The sequence below is a fragment of the Pseudomonas sp. efr-133-TYG-5 genome (assembly GCF_030209175.1).
Classification (GTDB): domain Bacteria; phylum Pseudomonadota; class Gammaproteobacteria; order Pseudomonadales; family Pseudomonadaceae; genus Aquipseudomonas.
The window spans coordinates 1,339,853-1,358,886 of the sequence record NZ_JARVSM010000001.1 but is presented as its reverse complement, the minus strand read 5'-3'; the positions used below and the strand labels follow the sequence as shown (position 1 = coordinate 1,358,886).

Here is a 19,034-nt window from a genome sequence, read left to right as displayed (position 1 = left end):
GGTTCATGAAAAGATCGACAGGTTTCGCTTCGGCGCTGGCGTATCCGTATGGGACGCGGAGCGTCCCGGGCTGCATTCCCACGCGGAGCGTGGGAACGATCAGTGCGCGGACGGTTTGTCGCCTCGACGTAGGAACGATCAACAACGCGGAGTGTGGGAACGATCATCATGCGGCAGCGATTGCCCCTGCGCGCGTTGGGGACTTCACATTCCACCAACAATTGCGCGCTTCCCCGGCCGTCAGGCTTTGTGGCAACTTGGCGGCCCCTGATGAGGCTGCACCCATGGCAAATCCTTACCGCGAACTGTTCACCGCCCCCGGTGCCCGCGCTTTTGTAGTCGCCGGAATGATCGCGCGCATGCCGATTTCCATGACCGGCATCGGCGTGATCACCATGCTCTCGCAATTGAAGGGCGGCTATGCGCTGGCGGGTGCGGTGGCGGCGACGTTTGCCCTGGCCACGGCGTTTTGCGCGCCGCAAGTGTCGCGGCTGGTCGACCGTTTCGGCCAGGGGCGGATTCTTCCGGTGTCGGCGCTGATCGGCGGCGGGGCGTTGCTTTTGTTGCTGCTCTGCACCCGTTTGCAGGCGCCGACCTGGACCCTGTTTGTCTGCGCGGCGCTGGCCGGGTGCATGCCGAGCATGTCGGCGATGGTGCGGGCGCGCTGGACGGAAATCTATCGCGGCCAGCCGCAATTGCAGACCGCCTACGCGCTGGAATCGGTGCTCGATGAAGTGTGCTTCATCGTCGGCCCGCCGCTGTCGGTGGGGCTGTGCGTGGCGGCGTTTCCTGAGGCCGGCCCGCTGGCGGCGCTGGTGATGCTGGCGATTGGCGTGACCGCGTTCGTCGCCCAGCGCAGCACCGAGCCGCCGGTGCATCCGCACGAGTCGCAGCATCAGGGCTCGATCATTCGTTCCACGGACGTGCAATGGCTGCTGCTGTTGATGGTTGCCATGGGCATGATCGTCGGCGTGGTCGATGTGGTCAGCGTCGCGTTCGCCCAGCAGCAGGGCCAGCCGGCGGCGGCGAGCATCGTGTTGTCGGTGTACGCCATCGGTTCCTGCCTGGCGGGCATCGCGTTCGGCGCGATGCGCTCGAAGCTGCCGCTGCCGCGCCTGTTTCTGTACGGCGGATTGGCGACGGCAGTGACCACGTTGCCGCTGTTGCTGGCGAGCAACATCTTTGGCTTGTCCCTGGCCGTGTTCGTCGCGGGCCTGTTCTTTTCGCCGACCCTGATCGTGGCGATGGCGTTGATCGAGCGCATCGTACCGCCCGCCAAACTCACCGAGGGCCTGACCTGGCTGGTGACCGGCCTGAGCATCGGAGTGGCCATCGGCGCCGCCGGCTCCGGCGCACTGGTGGATGCCTTTGGTGCACGCAGCGGTTTCTGGCTGGCGATAGCCGCCGGGGCGGTGGTGCTGGGTTCGGCGGTGCAGAGCTTTCGTCACCTCAAATGAGGCCGGTTACCAGCCTCGTCCCGAATTCACCCAGAAGTTCACCGACAGCGACGTCGACACCGACTCCACTTGATGGAACCAGCCTTCGGGCAGGAACAGCAGGTCGCCGGCCTCCAGGGTCACGCGCAGAAAGGTCACGTTGCGTGCGGCGGGGAAGCGCTCGTAGTCCGGCGCGTCCGGGTTGAAGTCGCAGCCATCCAGGCCACCTTCCGGCGCAGTGGACCAGGTGCCCAGCGCTTCGCGGTGGTGCGGCGCGGCGAGGGTGAATTTCTTCTGCCCCCAGACCTGGGCGAACAGGTTGTCGGAGTCGTCGCGGTGCAGCGGCGTCAGCGTACCCTTGGGGCCGATCCAGATGCGTGGCGGGATGAACAGCGCGGCGTCGAAGTAGGGCGGGTATTGAATCTGTTGCATCAGGGCGGCCGGCAGGATGTTGTTGCCCATGTACGCCGGCGGCTCGCCGTCCGCGCCTTTGACCGCCGGGCTGTCCAGCGAAGCGATGAAGTCGGCCATCGAGGTGGAGCGAAAATCGCGCTCGGTGGAGAAGGTTTTCTTCACGTAATCGCCATGACGGGTGATGCCCTGCAGTTCGGCGAAATGCACCAGCGACTCTTCGCGGCTGAGCTTGAACAGCGGCCAGTCGTGCAGGGCGTTGCTGATGACCACTGGCGTGCCGGCGGGCAGGTAACGCTCCTTGAACTCCCGAGGCGATAGCTCACTGCGCGGCCGACGTTCGATGACGGTCTGCAGCGGTCGTGCGGCGGTGATGGTTTCACTGCGGCGCGGTGGCGTCGGGTAGCGCTTGTTCATGTCGACCTTCTGCGCCGGCGCCCCGCCGTAGCGGGCGTGGTCGATGATCTGCGGCAGCATCGTCGCCAGGCCCATGTTGCCGCCGATCTTCAGGCGACCGCTGGCGAACAGTTCTTCGACGTTGGCGGTGCCGCTGAGGATCCCGGCAAAATCGTCCGGCGCCACTTCAATGGTCACGTCCGGGTTGGGGTGGCGACCGGCCTCGGTGCGGGTGCTGGCCGTGACCTGCGACCAGCACGCCAGCTGCGGACCCAGGACGAATTGGAAAACACCTTCGATGCCGACGGCACCGGCATTGGCGAACAGCTTGCCCAGGATGGTCTGCAGGTCCACGGTGACTCCTCGTTGTTGTTTTGGCCTGAACGGTTAACGAGGGTTTGCCCGGGGAATTTAGCCGTCTTCGACTAATTTGCCCGGTCGTTGATCCGTAACCTCTGGAAGAGACATTTTTCGAGGGAAGCGTGGTGACCAAGTTGACCCTGCTGTGCCTGCCGTACTCCGGTGCCAGTGCCATGGTTTACAGCCGCTGGCGGCCGAAGCTGCCGCAATGGCTGCAATTGCAACCGGTGGAGCTGCCGGGGCGTGGCGCAAGGTTCAACGAACCGCTGCACACCGACATGCGCGTACTGGCGCTGCAACTGGCCAGGGAACTGCGCCCGACGCTCAAGGCGCCTTATGCGCTGTTCGGCCATAGCCTGGGCGCGTTGCTGGCCTGCGAAATCGCCCATGCACTGCGCGCTCTGGGCTGCCCGGAGCCGGTGGCGCTGTTCGCTTCGGGGACGGCGGCACCGACCATGCGCGCCGATTACGACCGCGGTTTTGCCGAGCCCAAGACCGACGCCGAACTGATCGATCAGTTGCGCACGCTCAACGGCACCCGCGAAGAAGTGCTGGCCAACCAAGAATTGATGAGCCTGACCCTGCCGATCCTGCGCGCGGATTTCCTGCTGTGCGGCAAATTCCAGCCGTTGCAGCGCCCGCTGCTCAATTGCCCGGTGCATGTGCTGGGCGGCAAGGCCGACAAGGCCGCCACCGAGCAATTGATCGGCTGGAGCAAGGAAACCTCGGGCAGCTTCTCGGTGGACATGCTGGCCGGTGGGCACTTCTTCATTCATGAGCACGAAGCTCGGGTGCTCAAGGTGATCAAGGATCAACTTGAGGTGCATTACCGGCGCCACGCGCTGGCCGTCAGCGCCTGAGTTTCAACTGGCGACTGCAGGCTTTTTGCCAGGCAGTCGCTCCCTCTTGTGGCTTGCAGCTTTGAGCTTGCAGCTGCCCCTCTGACAGTTGTTCTCATTCGCTAATTTTTCCGGTCTGCATTCGTTTTATAGGGACGACGTGCCTTTGTGCTGCCTGCCTACTGATCCGGATGCCAAGAAATGAATGCAGAAGACTCCTTGAAACTCGCTCGCCGGTTTATCGGGTTACCCCTGGAAAAGCGCCAGATGTTCCTGGCTGCGCTGGCGAAAGAAGGGGTGGATTTTTCCCGGTTTCCGATTCCCGCCGGGGTCGAGGCCGAGGACCGGCAGGCGCTGTCCTATGCGCAGCAACGCATGTGGTTTCTCTGGCATCTGGACCCGCAAAGCGGCGCCTACAACCTGCCGGCCGCGGTGCGCCTGACCGGTCGCTTGAACCAGTCGGCGCTGGAACAAGCCTTCGCCAGCCTGATCGAACGTCACGAAACCCTGCGCACGGTGTTCCAGCAGCAGCCTGACGACAGCCTGCGGCAAGTGCCGCTGCAACAGCCGCTGGACATCCAGCGCAGCGACCTCAGCGCTTTGCCGGCCGGCGAACGCGAGGCCCGGGTGGCCGCCGCCGCGCAGGAGCAATCGCTGCTGCCGTTCGACCTGGCCAACGGCCCGCTGCTGCGGGTGTGCCTGTTGCAGCTGGCCGAGCAGGAACACGTGCTGCTGCTGACGCTGCACCACATCGTCTCCGACGGCTGGTCGATGAACGTGTTGATCGACGAATTCTGCCGCTTCTATGACGCTCACGATCAGGGCGGCACTGCCGAGCTGCCGCCGCTGGCGGTGCAATACAGTGACTACGCCCTGTGGCAGCGGCGCTGGCTGGAGGCGGGCGAACAGCAGCGCCAACTCGACTACTGGCTGGCGCAGATGGGTGACGAACACCCGGTGCTGGAATTGCCGCTGGATCACCCGCGCCCGTTGCTGCCGAGCAATCACGGGCAGCGCCTGGAAAGCGTGGTGGACGCCGCGCTGGTCGAGCAATTGCGCGACATCGCCCGTCAGCACGAGGTGACGCTGTTCATGCTGTTGCTCGCCACCTTCAATATTCTGCTGCACCGTTACACCGGCCAGACCGACCTGCGCGTCGGCGTGCCGATCGCCAACCGTAACCGCCGGGAAATCGAAGGGCTGATCGGTTTCTTCGTCAACACCCAGGTACTGCGCGTCGAACTGAACGGGCAGACCGCCATCGCCGAGCTGCTGCGTGATCTCAAGGAAACTGCCCTCGGCGCCCAGGCCCATCAGGATTTGCCGTTCGAACGTCTGGTCGAGGCGCTGAAACTGGAGCGCAGCCTGAGCTACAACCCGCTGTTCCAGGTGATGTACAACCACCAGCCGGAAGTCGCCGATGTCACCACGCTCAAGGTCGGCAGCGGTCTGGAGCTGGGCGTCATCGAGTGGCAAAGCCGCAGCACCCAGTTCGACCTGAGCCTGGACACCTACGAGAAGGGCGGGCAACTGCACGCGGCGTTCACCTACGCCACGGATCTGTTCGAGCCCGCAACCATCGAACGCATGGCGCGGCACTGGACACACCTGCTGCGCAGCCTGGTCAGCAATCCGCAGCAGCGCGTCGGTGACATCGCGTTGCTGGAAACGACCGAGCTGGAACAGCTGACTCACGACTGGGGCCGCCACGACAGCCAGTGGCCGAGCGAGCGCCCGGTGCATCAACTGTTCGAAGCCCAGGCTGCGCTGACGCCGGATGCCGTTGCACTGATTTTCGATGGCCAGCGCCTGACTTACGCCCAGCTCAACGCCCGGGCCAATCGCCTGGCGCGCACGCTGCTGGCGCAAGGCGTCGGCCCGGAGGTGCTGGTGGGCGTGGCGGTGGATCGCGGCCTGGAGCTGATCGTCGCCATCCTCGCCGTGCTCAAGGCCGGTGGCGCTTACGTGCCGCTGGATCCGCAATACCCGCGTGATCGCCTGCTGGGCATGATCGAAGACAGCGGCAGCCGTTTGTTGCTGAGCCAAAGCCATCTGCTCGCGCATCTGCCGGTGCCGCAGAACGTCCGGAGCCTGTGCCTGGATCAGGCCGAAGCCTGGTCCGACGCCGATGAAAGCAACCCGCAACTTGCCGTGTGGGCCGACAACCTCGCCTACGTGATGTTCACCTCCGGCTCCACCGGGCGCCCGAAAGGCGTCGGCATCAGCCACGGTGCGTTGAGCAAGCACGCGTTCGCCTCGCAGCGTTACTACGGCTTGAGCGCGGCTGATTGCGCGCTGCAATTCGCGACCTTCAACTTCGATGCCTTCGGCGAGCAGCTGTTCGGCCCGCTGACCTGCGGCGCCTCGGTGGTGTTGCGCGGCAATGAGGTGTGGGACAGCGAAACCCTGTACCGGAACATTGTCGAACTCGGCATCACGGTCATGGACCTGACCACCGCCTACTGGAACATGATCGCCAAGGAATTCGCCGCTGCCGGCCCGCGTGACTACGCGGCGCTGCGTCAGGTGCACAGTGGCGGTGAGGCGATGCCGCCGGAAGGCGTGCAGGCCTGGCGGCAGGCCGGGCTCGAACACGTCAGATTGCTCAACACCTACGGCCCGACCGAAGCCACGGTCACTGCGACCACCCTCGATTGCAGCGACTACGTGTCCGGGCGCCAGCCGTTGCCGCTGACGATGCCGATCGGTCAACCGCTGCCGGGCCGTCACACCTATCTGCTGGATGCCGATGGCCAACCGACCCCGGTCGGTGTGGTCGGTGAGTTGCTGATCGGCGGCGAGCTGCTGGCGCGCGGTTACTTCCAGCGTGCCGATCTGACCGCCGAGCGCTTCATTCCCGATCCGTTTTCCACCAGCGGCGCGCGTCTGTACCGCACCGGCGACCTGGTGCGCTACAACGCCCGCGGCCAGATCGAATACGTCGGTCGCGTTGACCATCAAGTGAAGATCCGCGGTTTCCGTATCGAGCTGGGTGAAGTCGAAGCACGCCTGCTGGAACTGAACGACGTCAGCGCAGCCGTGGTGCTCGCCGTGCAGGGCGGCAGCAGCCTGCAACTGGTGGCCTACGTGGTGCCGAAGCAGGCATCGGTGGTTGCAGCGAACCCCGATGAACAAGTCGCGGCGCGGGAAGCGATCAAGGCGCAGCTCAAGGACAGCCTGCCGGACTACATGCTGCCGACGCAGCTGCTGTTCCTCGCCGAACTGCCCCTGAGCCCGAACGGCAAACTGGACCGCAAGGCCTTGCCGGCGCCGGACGCCAGCCAGATGCAGCAGGCGTTCGTTGCGCCGCGCAGCGAGCTGGAACAGAAGATTGCCGGCATCTGGCAGGACGTGCTCAAGCTCGAACAGGTCGGCCTCACCGATAACTTCTTCGAGCTGGGCGGCGACTCGATCATCTCGATTCAGGTGGTCAGCCGCTCGCGTCAGGCCGGCATTCATTTCAGCCCCCGCGACCTGTTCCAGCACCAGACCGTGCAAGGCCTGGCCAGTGTGGCGCAGCAGGGCAGCGCTGGCGTGAGCATCGATCAGGGCCCGGTGAGCGGCGAACTGCCGTTGTTGCCGATCCAGCAAGTATTCTTCGAAGACTCGATTCCCCAGCGTCACCACTGGAACCAGGCGGTGCTGCTGCGCAGTCATCAAACCCTGAACGCCGAGGCGCTGCTTCAGGCGCTGAATGCATTGCTCGCGCACCACGACGGCCTGCGTTCGCGCTTCGTTGAAAGCACTGAAGGCTGGCGGGCCGAAGTGGCGCCAATTGCGCACGAGCCGGAACTGTTGTGGACCGCCGACACGCTGGCCGACAGCGAACTGCAAGCGTTGTACGCCAAGGCCCAGCAAAGCCTGAATCTGGAAAACGGCCCGCTGCTGCGCGCGGTGCTGGCGAACGTCGCCGATGGCAGCCAGCGTCTGCTGCTGGCGGTGCATCACCTGGTGGTGGACGGTGTTTCCTGGCGGATCCTGCTGGAAGACCTGCAACGGGCTTATCAACAGGCCGCGCAAAAAACCGCGATCAAGCTGCCAGCGAAAACCAGCGCCTACAAGGCCTGGGGCGAGCATCTGCAGGCCTATGCCGCGACCGAAGCGTTGCACGCCGAGCTGGGATTCTGGAAGCAGCAACTCGACGGCGCGGCACTCGATCTGCCCTGCGACAACCCGCAAGGCAGTCTGCAAAGTCGTCACGCCTTGGTGCTGCACAGCCGCCTCGACAAAACCTTTACCCAGCAATTGCTGCAACAAGCCCCGGCCGCTTATCGCACGCAGGTCAACGACCTGTTGCTCACCGCACTGGCGCGAGTCATCAGCCGCTGGACCGGCTACGCCGACACCCTGATTCAGCTGGAAGGCCATGGCCGCGAAGACCTGTTCGACGACGTTGACCTGACCCGCACCGTCGGCTGGTTCACCAGCCTGTTCCCGGTGCGCCTGACCCCGGCGGATTCTGTCGCGGCGGCGATTAAACAGATCAAGGAACAACTGCGCGCCATTCCGCACAAGGGCATCGGTTTCGGTGTACTGCGCCATCTCGGTGACGCAGCCACCCAGGCCAGCCTCAAGGCGCTGGCGCTGCCGCGCATCACCTTCAACTACCTCGGCCAGTTCGATGGCAGCTTCGATGCCGAGGACGGTGCGCTGTTCAGCCCGGCCGGTGACAGCGCTGGGCTGGAGCAAAGCCTCGATGCGCCGCTGGACAACTGGCTGGGCGTCGAAGGCCAGGTCTACGACGGCGAACTCGACCTGCGCTGGACCTTCAGCCGCGAGCAATTCAACGAGGCGACCATCGCCCGCCTCGCCGAGGATTACGAGCGTGAACTGCAAGCGTTGATCCGCCATTGCTGCGATGCGGATGCGATGGGCGTGACGCCGTCGGACTTCCCGCTGGCGCACATCGATCAGGCGCAACTGGACGCAATCGCGGTGCCGGCCGCCAACATCGAAGACCTCTATCCGTTGTCGCCGATGCAGCAGGGCATGCTGTTCCACACCTTGTACGAGCAGGGCAGCGGCACTTACATCAACCAGTTGTGCGTCGATGTCGACGGCCTCGATCCCGAGCGTTTCCGCGCGGCGTGGCAAGCGACCATGGACGCCCACGACATCCTGCGCAGCGGCTTCATCTGGCAGGGCGAACTGCAGGAACAACTGCAGATCATCCATCGCCAACTGGCGTTGCCGTACACGCTGCTCGACTGGCGCGAGCGCAGCGACATCGCCCAGGCCCTCAAGGATTTCACCGCCGCCGACCTGGCTGAAGGTTTCGACCTGAGCCAGGCCGGGCTGCTGCGGGTGACCCTGATCCGCGTCAGCGACACGCGTCATCACCTGATCTTCACCAACCACCACATCCTGATGGACGGCTGGAGCAGTGCGCAGATGCTCGGCGAAGTCCTGCAACGCTATGCCGGCCAGCAACCACCGCGTCCGCTCAGCCGTTACTCGGATTACATCCAGTGGCTGCAACGTCAGGACGTGGCGCTCAGCGAAGCGTTCTGGCTGCAACAACTGGCGGATTTCCACGAGCCGACGGTGCTGGCGCAAGCCGCGGCCGGCGCTGGCGAAGTGCGCAGCGAAGGCGGGCACCTGCTCAGGCATTACGATCTCGAGGCCTCGCGCACCCGGCGTTTGCACGCGTTTGCCCGGGAGCAGAAAGTCACCGTCAACACCCTGGTGCAAGCCGCGTGGCTGCTGCTGTTGCAGCGCTATACCGGCAGCGCCTGCGTGGCGTTCGGCACCACCGTGGCCGGGCGGCCGGCCGAACTGGTGGGGATCGAGCAGCAGGTCGGTCTGTTCATCAACACCTTGCCGGTGATCGCCGGCAGTCGTCCGGATCAGACCGTGGCCGCATGGCTGGCGGCGGTACAGGCGCAGAACCTGGCGCTGCGCGAGTTCGAACACACGCCGCTGGCGAGCATCCAGCGCTGGGCCGGACAGGGCGGCGAGTCGCTGTTCGACACGCTGCTGGTGTTCGAAAATTTCCCGATTTCCGAAGCGCTGCAACACGGCACCGCCCAGGGCGTGGTGTTCGGCGCAGTCGCCAACCAGGATCAGACTCACTATCCGCTGACCCTCGGCGTGACGCTGGGCGAAACCCTGGCGCTGCACATGAGCTTCGATCAGGCGCATTTCAGCGTCGCCACGGTCGAGCGCCTGAGCGCACAGTTGCTGCACGTGCTGGAGCAGTTCGCCGACTCCGCCGAGCGTCGTCTCGGTGAAATCGCCCTGGCCACGGCCGACGAACAGGCGCGGCAACAGGCGCAGAACCATCCGCAGGCGTACCCGAGCGATATCCCGGTGCACCAGCGCTACGCCCGATTGGCGGCGCAGCAGCCGGATCGCACGGCAGTCATCTTCAATGGCAAGCATTACAGCTACGGTGAACTCGATGCCCGCGCCAACCGACTGGCCCATGAGCTGGTGGCCCGTGGCGTGCGTGCTGAAGTGCGCGTCGGCGTGGCAATGCCGCGCGGTGAAGGGCTGATCGTTGCCTTGCTGGCGGTGCTCAAGGCCGGCGGCGCCTATGTGCCGCTCGACACCAGCTACCCGCGCGAGCGTCTGGCGTACCTGATGCAGGATGCTGGGCTGGCGCTGCTGCTGACCGATTCCCGGGTCTCGGCGCAGCTGCCGATCGACGACGCCATGAGCGTGCTGGAGCTGGATCGCCTCGACCTCAGCGGCCATTCGGCGCAGGCGCCGCTGGTAACGCTGGACCCGGACAACCTGGCCTATGTGATCTACACCTCCGGTTCCACCGGCAATCCGAAAGGCGTCAGCGTCACCCACGGGCCGCTGGCGATGCACTGCCTGGCCATTGGCGAGCGCTATGAAATGCGCGCCAGCGATTGCGAATTCCACTTCATGTCGTTCGCCTTCGACGGTGCCCATGAGCGCTGGCTGACCAGTCTGACCCACGGCGGCTCGTTGCTGATCCGCGACGACAGCCTGTGGACGCCGGAGCAGACCTACAACGCGATGATCGAGCACGGCGTGACCGTGGTCGCGTTTCCGCCGGTGTACCTGCAACAACTGGCCGAACACGCCGAACGCGTGGGCAATCCGCCGCCGGTGCGCATCTACTGCTTCGGCGGCGATGCGGTGCCGAATGCGAGTTTCGAACGGGTCAAGCGTGCGCTGAATCCGGAGTACATCATCAACGGCTACGGCCCGACCGAAACCGTGGTCACGCCGCTGATCTGGAAGGCCGGTCGCGAGGTGCCGTGCGGCGCTGCGTATGCGCCGATCGGCAGCCGCATCGGCGACCGCAGCGCCTACGTGCTCGACGCCGATCTGAACCTGCTGCCGCAAGGCATGGCCGGCGAGCTGTACCTGGGAGGCAGCGGCGTGGCCCGTGGTTACCTGAATCGTCCGGCGCTGACCGCCGAGCGTTTTGTCGCGGACCCGTTCAGCGCAACCGGTGGCGTGCTGTACCGCACTGGTGACCTGGTGCGCCAGCGCGCCGACGGCACCTTCGATTACCTGGAACGTATCGACAACCAGGTGAAGATCCGCGGGTTCCGCATCGAACTGGGCGAGATCGAAGCCAGTCTGCAAGCCCTTGACGGCGTGCGTGAAGCGGTGGTCGTGGCCCAGGAAAGCGCCGGCAGCAAACGCCTGGTGGCGTACGTGGTCGGCGACGCGCAACAGGCCGATTTCGCCGAGCAACTGCGGGCGCAACTCAAGGCCACTTTACCGGCGCACATGGTGCCGGCCTACGTGCTGACCCTCGAGCGCATGCCGCTGACGCCGAACGGCAAGCTCGATCGCAAGAACCTGCCCAAGCCTGATGTCAGCCAATTGCAGCAGTCTTACGTGGCGCCGCAAAGCGCACTGGAGCAGCAACTGGCAACGATCTGGCAGGACGTGCTGAAGCTGCAGCGCGTCGGCCTGACCGACAACTTCTTCGAGCTGGGCGGTGATTCGATCATCTCGATCCAGGTGGTCAGCCGTGCCCGTCAGGCCGGGTTGCGCTTCACCCCGAAAGACCTGTTCCAGCACCAGACGATCCAGGCCCTGGCCAATGTGGTACAGAGCGGCGCGCCGCTGCAGCAGATCGATCAGCAAGCGGTGACCGGCGCCACCGCGCTGCTGCCGATTCATCAGTGGTTCTTCGCCCAGCCGATTCCCGACCGTCATCACTGGAACCAGTCGGTGATGCTCAAGACCACTCAGGCGTTGGACGCTGTGGTTCTCGAGCAAGCCCTGGATGCGCTGGTGGTGCATCACGACAGCCTGCGCCTGGATTTTGCCGAACAAGGGCAGGGTTGGACGGCGCAGTACCGCGACGTCGAAACCCAGGCCGGCGAAACCGTGCTGTGGCACGTCGAGGTGCCCGATCTGGCGGCGCTCGAAGCACTCGGCAACCAGGCCCAGCGCAGTCTGCAACTGAGCGGCGGTTCGCTGATCCGCGCGGTGCTGGCAAACCTCGCCGATGGCAGCCAGCGCCTGTTGCTGGTGGTTCATCACCTAGTGGTGGATGGCGTGTCGTGGCGAATTCTGTTCGAAGACCTGCAAAGCGCTTACCGGCAGATCCAGGCGGGGGCAGCCGTGCAACTACCGGCCAAGACCAGCGCTGTGAAGGCCTGGACCGAAGCGTTGCAGGACTACGCCGGCAGTGCGCCGCTGCAAGCCGAGCTGGCTTTCTGGCAGCAACAACTGCACGGCGCATCGAACGCGTTGCCGTACGACAACCCGCACGGCGGCCAGCAACATTGCCAGGCACTGGCGATTCGCACGCCGCTGGACAAGATCCTGACCCGCCAACTGTTGCAGGAGGCCCCGGCGGCCTATCGCACCCAGGTCAACGACCTGCTGCTGACCGCGCTGGCGCGGGTGATGGTGCGCTGGACGGGAGACGACAATGTGCTGGTGCAACTGGAAGGGCACGGTCGTGAAGACCTGTTCGATCACGTCGACCTGACCCGCACCGTGGGCTGGTTCACCAGCCTGTTCCCGGCAAAACTGACCCCGAGCGCCGACCTCGGCACCTCGCTGAAACAGATCAAGGAACAGCTGCGGGCGATCCCGAACAAAGGCATCGGTTTCGGTGCCCTCGCGCATCTGGGCGACGACCACGCCCGGGCCACCCTGCAAGCGCTGCCGACGCCGCGCCTGACCTTCAACTACCTGGGCCAGTTCGACGGCAGTTTCGCTGCCGGCGAGCAAGCGCTGTTCGTGCCGACCAGCGAATCCGGCGGCGCAGAAGTCAACCTGCAAGGTCCGCTGGGCAGCCCGCTGGCCCTCGATGGCAAGGTGTTCAACGGCGAACTGGACCTGAGCTGGACCTTCAGCCGCGAGATGTTCGAACCCGCGACCATCCAGCGCCTGGCCGACGATTACCTGCAGGAACTGACCGCGCTGATCGGCCATTGCTGCGACAGTGGCAACCGTGGCGTGACCCCGTCGGACTTCCCGCTGGCGACCCTGACCCAGGCCCAGCTCGATGTGCTGGCGCCGCAACCGCAGAGCATCGACGACATCTACCCGCTGTCGCCGATGCAGCAGGGCATGCTGTTCCACACTTTGCTCGAACACGGCAACGGCGACTACATCAACCAGATGCGTCTGGACATCGAGGGCGTCGACCCGCAGCGTTTCCGCGCCGCGTGGCAAGCGGTGGTGGATGCCCATGACATCCTGCGCACCGGCTTCGCCTGGCAGGGCGATCTGGAGCAGCCGGTGCAAGTGGTGCAGCGTCGGCTCGACGTGCCGTTCCGCGTGCTCGACTGGCAGGGCCAGGCCGACTTCGATGCCGCGCTGAAAAAACTTGCCGACGAAGAACGCGCGCAAGGCCTGGACCTGACCCGCGCACCGTTGCTGCGTCTGGTGCTGGTGCGCACGGCCGCCGAACGCCATCACCTGATCTACACCAACCATCACATCCTGATGGACGGCTGGAGCAGCGCGCAGTTGCTTGGCGAAGTGTTGCAGCATTACAGCGGCCAAGCGCTGCCGCGTCCGACCGGGCGCTACCGCGATTACATCGCCTGGCTGCAACGTCAGGACGCGGCGATCGCCGAAGCCTACTGGCTGGCGGCGCTGGGCAACCTGCAGGAGCCGACGCGTCTGGCCGATGCCATCGTGCGCCCCGATGCGGGTCTGCCGAGCGTCGGTTATGGCGATCATTTCCAGGTGCTCGATGCCGGTCTGACCCAGCGTCTGGGCGAGTTCGCCCGGGCCTCGAAAGTCACCGTCAACACCCTGGTACAAGCCGCGTGGCTGCTGCTCTTGCAGCGCTACACCGGCAAGGACTGCGTGGCGTTCGGCGCCACCGTCGCCGGGCGTCCGGCGGATCTGCCGGGGGCCGAGCAGCAGGTCGGTCTGTTCATCAACACCCTGCCGGTGATTGCCGCGCCACAAGCGCAGCAGAGCCTGGCCAGCTGGCTGCAAGACGTGCAGGCGCAGAACCTGGCGCTGCGCGAGTTCGAACACACGCCGCTGGCACAGATCCAGCGCTGGGCCGGGCAGGGCGGTGACGCACTGTTCGACAGCCTGATGGTGTTCGAGAACTACCCGATCGCCGAAGCGCTGGAGCAAGGCGCGCCACCAGGCCTGCGATTCGGTGCGGTGGAGAACCACGAACAGACCAACTATCCGTTGACCCTGCTGGTGCATCTGGGCGCCGAGCTGTCGGTGCACTTCAGCTACCAGCGAGACCGTTTTGCCGATGTCAGCGTGGCGCAATTGGGGGCGCACCTGCAGCGTTTGCTAGAGCAGATGACCGAGGCGGGTGAGCGTGCGCTCAGCCAATTGCGTCTGATCGACACACTGCCGGTTGCCACCGAGTTCGCCACCGATCTGTGCATCCACCAGGGTATCGCCCGCCAGGTTGCCGCCACCCCGGATGCGCTGGCCGTGACCTTCGCCGAGGCGACGCTGACTTACGCCGAACTGGACGCCCGGGCCAACCGCCTGGCGCACAAACTGATCGAACTCGACGTCGGCCCGGAAGTGCGGGTGGGCGTGGCCTTGCCGCGTTCCGAGCAGTTGCTGGTTGCCCTGTTGGCGGTGCTCAAGGCCGGTGGTGCCTACGTGCCGCTGGACCCGGATTACCCGGCCGATCGCGTCGCCTACATGCTCGAAGACAGCCGCGCGCGCGTGTTGCTCACCGAACAGATGCTGGCGGCAACACTGACCGTGCCGTCCGACACGCAGGTGTTGCTGCTGGATCAGGTGGAGCTGGGCGGCTACCCGACTCAGGCACCGCAAACCGCAGTGACCCCGGACAACCTCGCCTACGTGATCTACACCTCCGGCTCCACCGGCAAGCCGAAGGGCGTGGCGATTGCCCACCGCAACGTCATGGCGCTGATCGACTGGTCGGCGAAGGTCTACCGTCGCGAAGACATTCAAGGCGTGCTGGCCTCGACCTCGGTGTGCTTCGACCTGTCGGTGTGGGAGCTGTTCGTCACCCTGGCCAACGGCGGCTCGCTGATCATCGCCCGCAACGCGCTGGAACTGCCGCAACTGCCGGCGCGGGACCAGGTGCGCCTGATCAACACCGTGCCGTCGGCGATCAACGCCTTGCACCGGGCCGGGCAGATTCCGCCCGGTGTGCGGATCATCAACCTGGCGGGCGAACCGCTCAAGCAAGGGCTGGTGGACGCGCTCTATCAGCAGCCGAACATCGAGCATGTCTACGACCTCTACGGTCCATCGGAAGACACCACCTATTCGACCTGGACGCGCCGCACCGCCGGTGGCCAGGCGCGCATCGGCCACGCACTGGATCACGCCGCCAGCCACTTGCTCGATGCCGATCTGCAAGCGGTGCCGCACGGCGTGTCGGCCGAGTTGTACCTGTCCGGTGCCGGCGTCACGCGCGGTTACCTGGGCAAGGCGGCGATGACTGCCGAGAAGTTCGTGCCCAACCCGTTTGCCCGCAACGGCGAGCGGCTCTACCGCACCGGCGACCTGATTCGTCAGCGCGAGGACGGTGAGCTTGAGTACATGGGGCGGATCGACCATCAGGTGAAAATCCGTGGTTTCCGTATCGAACTGGGTGAAATCGAAGCGCGGCTGCTGGCGCAACCGGGCATCAGTGAGGCGGCCGTGCTGGCCGTCGAGGCCGAGGGTGGCGCGCAACTGGTGGCCTATGTGGTCGCGCCGCAACTGCACGTGTACGACGGTGAAGCGCAGCGCCAACTGCGCGACGGACTAAAGACTGGCCTCAAGTCTTCGTTACCTGACTACATGATTCCCGCGCACCTGTTGTTCCTTGAGCAGTTGCCCCTGACTCCCAACGGCAAGCTCGACCGCAAGGCGCTGCCGGCGGTGGATGCCAGCCAGATGCAGGCCGCGTATGTCGCGCCGCAATCGGAGCTCGAGCAACAGGTCGCGGCAATCTGGCAGCAAGTGCTCAGCGTGGAACGCATCGGTCTCAACGATCATTTCTTCGAACTCGGCGGGCACTCGCTGCTGGCAGTCAATGTCGTGTCGCGCATCGCCCTGGAACTGGGCCTGACGCTGACGCCGCAACTGCTATTCCAGCACCCCGTCCTGAGCGACTTTGTCGCTCACCTCGATACAGGAGGCGGGGCAATCAACGAACAGAAACTGAACAAGCTGGAAGCCCTGCTTGACGATATGGAGGAGTTCTGATGGACACGAGTGTTGCTTTGAGGATTGCCAAGCGCTTTATCACTCTGCCGCTGGACAAACGTAAGCTCTACCTGGAAAAGATGCTCGAAGAGGGCGTCTCGCCGGCCAACCTGCCGATTCCGGAAACTCGCTCAAGCTTCGAGGCGATCCCGCTGTCCTACGCCCAGGAACGCCAGTTGTTCCTGTGGCAGATGGACCCGCACAGCACCGCGTACCACATTCCCAGTGCCTTGCGTCTGAAGGGCACGCTGGATGTCGCGGCGCTGGAGCGCAGTTTCAACGCGGTGGTCGCCCGTCACGAAAGCCTGCGTACCACGTTCGTCGAGCAGGGTGAAAGCTTCTGCCAGCAGGTTCACCCGCAGATGCCGCTGAGCATTGCGGTCGAGACGCTGGCGCCCGGTCTGGACGCCGATGCGGCAATCAAGGCCTTCGTCGAACGCGAAACCGCACGCCCGTTCAATCTGCAACAGGGCCCGTTGCTGCGGGTGGCGTTGCTCAAGGTCGGCGAAGACGATCATGTGCTGGCGCTGATCCAGCACCACATCATCTCCGATGGCTGGTCGATGCAGGTGCTGGTCGGCGAGCTGATCCAGCATTACGCCGCCGACACCAGCGGCCAGTCCCTGAGCCTGCCGCCGCTGCAGGTGCAATACGCCGACTACGCGATCTGGCAGCGCCACTGGCTGGAGGCCGGCGAGCGTGAGCGGCAGCTGAAATACTGGATCGACACCCTCGGCGGCGAACAGCCGGTGCTGGAGTTGCCGATCGATCATCCGCGCCCCGCGGTGCAGAGCTTCCGTGGCGCGCGCCTCGACCTGAACCTGCCGCCGGCGCTCGGCGATGCCCTCAAGCAACTGGCGCAGCGCGAAGGCGCCAGTCTGTTCATGGTCCTGCTGGCGTCGTTCCAGGCGTTGCTGCACCGCTACAGCGGCCAGTCGCAGATCCGCGTCGGCGTGCCGACCGCCAACCGCAATCGGGTGGAAACCGAAGGCCTGATCGGTTTCTTCGTCAACACCCAGGTGCTGAGCGCGGACGTCCACGGGCAACTGCCGTTCAAGCAATTGCTGGCGCAGGTCAAGCAAGCGGCGATGGCCGCCCAGGCGCATCAGGATCTGCCGTTCGAGCAACTGATCGAAGCCCTGCAACCGGAGCGCAGCCTGAGCCACAGCCCGGTGTTCCAGGTGATGTACAACCATCAGGCAGTCAACGATCAGGCCCAGCATCAGCGCCAGGTGCAACTGCCACAACTGAGCGTCGAAGACATCGTCTGGGAAGGCCGCACCGCGCAGTTCGACCTGACCCTCGGCACCTACGAATCCAGCGAAGGCGTGGCGGCGGAACTGACCTACGCCACCGACTTGTTCAAGCCGCAAACCATCGAGCGTCTGGCGCGCCATTGGCTGAACCTGCTGCACGGCATCGTCGCCGCGCCGGGTCAGCGGGTCGGCGAGCTGCCGCTGCTGGAAACCCGCGAACATCAAGTGCTGTTGCAGGACTGGAAACGCGTGGTCGACCACGGTGCGTCTGCACCGTGCGTGCAGCAACGCATCGCCTTGCAGGCCGAGCAAACGCCTGAAGCCACCGCGCTGATCGTCGGCGAAGACCAGCTGACTTACGCCCAGTTGAACGCCCGCGCCAACCAGCTCGCGCACAGGCTGATCGAGCTGGGCGTCGGCCCGGATCGACTGGTCGGCATCGCGGTCGAGCGCAGTGTGGAAATGATCGTCGGCCTGCTGGCGATCCTCAAGGCCGGCGGCGCCTACGTGCCGCTGGACCCGGCGTATCCGCAGGATCGACTGGCTTACATGATCGAGGACAGCGGCATCGAACTGCTGCTGACCCAAGCGCATCTGCAGGCGCTGTTGCCAGTCCCGGCGGGGCTCGCCACGCTGCTGCTGGATCAGCCGCAGGACTGGCTGGCGGCATACCCGACTACCGTGCCCGAGGTGGCCGTGAACGGCGAGCATCTGGCCTACACGATCTACACCTCCGGCTCCACCGGCAAGCCTAAAGGCGTGATGGTCCGCCATGCCGCCCTGAGCAACTTTGTCGCGAGCATGGTCGAGCAACCGGGCATCGCTGCGGCGGATCGCATGCTGTCGCTGACCACCTTCTCGTTCGATATTTTCGGTCTGGAAATCTACGGCCCGCTGCTGGCCGGCGCCGCCGTGGTGCTGACCGGCAAGGACGTGCATCAGGACCCGCAAGCGGTGCTCGAACTGATCGCCCGCCACGGTGTGACGATGCTGCAAGCCACGCCTTCGAGCTGGCGCATGTTGCTGGACAACGAACACGCTGCAACTCTCGACGGCCGCACGTTCCTCTGTGGCGGTGAAGCGCTGCCCCAGGAACTGGCGCAACGCATGCTGGCGCACTCGCCGCAGGTCTGGAACCTCTACGGCCCGACCGAAACCACGATCTGGTCGGCGCTGCATCCGCTGAGCGTGGACCACAGCCGTCCGTTTCTCGGCAAACCGATCGACAACACTGCGCTGTACATCCTCGGCAGCGATCTGCAACTCAATCCGCTCGGCGCGCCGGGCGAGTTGCTGATCGGCGGCGATGGCCTGGCGCGGGGTTACTTCCAGCGTCCTGCGCTGACCGCCGAACGCTTTGTGCCGGACCCGTTCTCGTCCACCGGCGAGCGTCTGTATCGCACCGGCGACCTGACCCGATACCGCGCCGAGGGCGTGATCGAATACATCGGGCGGATCGACCATCAGGTGAAGATTCGTGGTTTTCGCATCGAGCTGGGCGAAATCGAAGCGCGCCTGCTGGCGCTCGACAGCGTGCGCGAAACCGTGGTCGTCGCCCAGGACGGCCCGACCGGGGCGCAACTGGTGGGCTACGTGGTGCCGACGTTCGCCGAGGTGCTGGATGTCGACGGCGAAGCCACGTTGCGCGCGGCATTGAAGGCCAGCCTCAAGGCTGAACTGCCGGAATACATGGTGCCGGCGCACCTGTTGTTCCTCGCGCAACT

At 65.1% G+C, this 19,034-nt stretch carries 5 protein-coding genes (1 of these 5 cut by a window edge); 4 read left to right on the top strand and 1 reads right to left on the bottom strand.

All coding sequences use genetic code 11. The features are described 5' to 3' along the window. Positions 1 to 284: 284 nt before the first annotated feature. A complete protein-coding gene (locus tag QRN70_RS06035; protein WP_285416340.1) occupies positions 285 to 1,457 on the top strand; it encodes an MFS transporter in 1,173 nt (390 codons plus the stop codon). A 6-nt stretch (positions 1,458 to 1,463) separates the two neighbouring features. Here QRN70_RS06035 and QRN70_RS06030 read toward each other — a convergent pair whose 3' ends face one another. Then, positions 1,464 to 2,597, bottom strand: a complete 1,134-nt coding sequence (locus QRN70_RS06030) for a cupin-like domain-containing protein (RefSeq protein ID WP_285416338.1) — start codon at positions 2,595 to 2,597, stop codon at positions 1,464 to 1,466. A gap of 128 nt (positions 2,598 to 2,725) precedes the next feature. Between QRN70_RS06030 and QRN70_RS06025 the strand changes: the two genes are divergently transcribed. The 3 genes from QRN70_RS06025 to QRN70_RS06015 all read left to right on the top strand — a co-directional run. Next, on the top strand, positions 2,726 to 3,463 hold the full coding sequence (locus QRN70_RS06025) for a thioesterase II family protein (RefSeq protein ID WP_285416336.1): 738 nt from the start codon (positions 2,726 to 2,728) through the stop codon (positions 3,461 to 3,463). 180 nt (positions 3,464 to 3,643) lie between these two features. After that, on the top strand, positions 3,644 to 16,054 hold the full coding sequence (locus QRN70_RS06020; protein WP_285416334.1) for a non-ribosomal peptide synthetase: 12,411 nt from the start codon (positions 3,644 to 3,646) through the stop codon (positions 16,052 to 16,054). After that, a protein-coding gene (locus QRN70_RS06015) for a non-ribosomal peptide synthase/polyketide synthase (protein ID WP_285416333.1) crosses the window boundary here: on the top strand, positions 16,054 to 19,034 show its 5' portion. Its footprint extends 12,082 nt past the window's final position; only the first 2,981 of its 15,063 coding nucleotides appear in the window; the start codon lies at positions 16,054 to 16,056; the stop codon falls past the right edge of the window. The genes QRN70_RS06020 and QRN70_RS06015 overlap by 1 nt, the downstream gene beginning before the upstream one ends.

Coding starts and splice junctions, on each gene's coding strand:
- QRN70_RS06035 (WP_285416340.1), top strand. CDS start 285: ATGGCAAATCCTTACCGCGAACTGTTCACCGCCCCCGGTGCCCGCGCT.
- QRN70_RS06020 (WP_285416334.1), top strand. CDS start 3,644: ATGAATGCAGAAGACTCCTTGAAACTCGCTCGCCGGTTTATCGGGTTA.